The organism is Microcoleus sp. B13-B6, assembly GCF_036705405.1.
In the GTDB taxonomy this organism is placed as follows: Bacteria; Cyanobacteriota; Cyanobacteriia; order Cyanobacteriales; family Microcoleaceae; genus Microcoleus.
Genome location: NZ_JAUBUJ010000242.1, coordinates 1 through 1,560, shown reverse-complemented (window position 1 = coordinate 1,560; position 1,560 = coordinate 1). Strand labels below are relative to the sequence as shown.

Genomic DNA, 1,560 nt, shown 5'->3' with positions numbered 1-1,560 from the left:
CCAGGGTAAACGCATCTAAATTAAGTCCTGCAAATCTATAGAAGCTGACGAAAAAACAGGTTGCTCGTTCAAAATGGAGACTCTGGCATTGCTCCAGACTCGCTTGCGAGATTCTGCCGACTTATGAGTACCATATAAATGTAATACCGATTGCGTTTGGTGCTGCACCTCCTCGGACAGGTCATTATGGCTTTTGGGTTATGTTGATTGAACCCCTTTCACTTCGATGTACTCGCGGACATGATATTCAGCAGGAAGTCGTTATCTATGCCCGCTCGATATCGCTTCATCGCCAGACTCATCTTAGAAGGTTCACGCTCTTTGCAAGTTGACGCTTAAACGGCGCAATAGTCCCAGGTTTTCCGAGGCATATCCCTGGCGAATCCGACAGGCATCTTCGTTGAAGGTTACATCAAGTACGAAGATGCAAACTGTTCTCGATACTCCAGTGGGATCGAATCGCCCGGTTGTGTTGCTGAGCATCTGCTTCCAAGGAGCTGAGGTAGAAGCCAACTTCCGTTGTCGTTGTGTTCCACAATTGACTGGTTCGCTTGACCATGACAATAGTAGTTAAGCCCACCCACAAGCTTTGCCGATGCAACGGTGGTAGTTGATTTATCGGTACTGCCCAGACCTGACGGGTTTCAATCCGATGGTGTCCCGTCTCCACCGTTTTGTGATAATCATACTCAACCCCATGCCAGTTCCGGGCAATAGCCTGCTCAAACCAAGCCGCCACTTGGTCGCTTAGTTTTTTCTGATTGCCTTTGAGGGCTAGCACATACTCTCCTCCGGCTTGCTTGAGCAAGCTGGGCAATCTCTGTCTGTGTTCCCATTGCATCCAGCGTCACCACAGCCCCTTTGAGGTTGAGTAACTTTAGTAGGAGGGGGACGGCTGTAATTTCATTCGACTTGCTATCAACTTTGTGTTGAGCCAGTACCAAGCCGTGTTCACTGCTCCAGGCACTTACACTATGTAGCGCTTTGAGCTTCCCCTCCCGGTCATAGGAACCGGGAGGCCGTCTTGCCGTCGATATGAATTACCTTGATGCCCAGTCTCTCGGTGATGCTGCTCACCCACAAAAGAAAACTCTCCTGTATCGCTTGCGGATCGAGCATCCCAAACACTCGGGCGAAGGTATCGTGGGATGGAACCCCGTGGGGCAAATCTAAAAACGTCTCCAACCAAGATTGCTTAGCCTTGCCATAGGTTTCTATCGCCACAAACCCATCGGCAGCTGAGAGGACTGCCAAAAGAGCAATGGTGATAATCTGTGTCAAACCATGATATTTCGTTCGTTCCACTCGCGGATCTTGGATGTGCTGGAAATAGTTGAGAACACTGTTTCTGAGTATTTTAGCCTCACGCACTTGTTCTGGCCTGACAACGGGACAACCAAAGCCTCTAGCCATACGCTTATTCCGGGATATCCAACCTTAACGTCTATTGAAGATGTCCTCTAGCCAATCTATTATGCACGTTGACTAAGAAAAAATCCCTTTCCTCTTGGTGGCGTTTTGTCAAGTACAATTTATACAAAATTAGATGCGTTTACCCTG

Annotated in this window: 1 pseudogene; it reads right to left on the bottom strand. The window is 48.5% G+C overall.

From position 1 onward, the window contains the following. Positions 1 to 218 precede the first annotated feature (218 nt). Positions 219 to 1,371 (bottom strand): annotated as a pseudogene (locus QUB35_RS38945) (ISAs1 family transposase). Between the last annotated feature and the right edge of the window lie 189 nt (positions 1,372 to 1,560).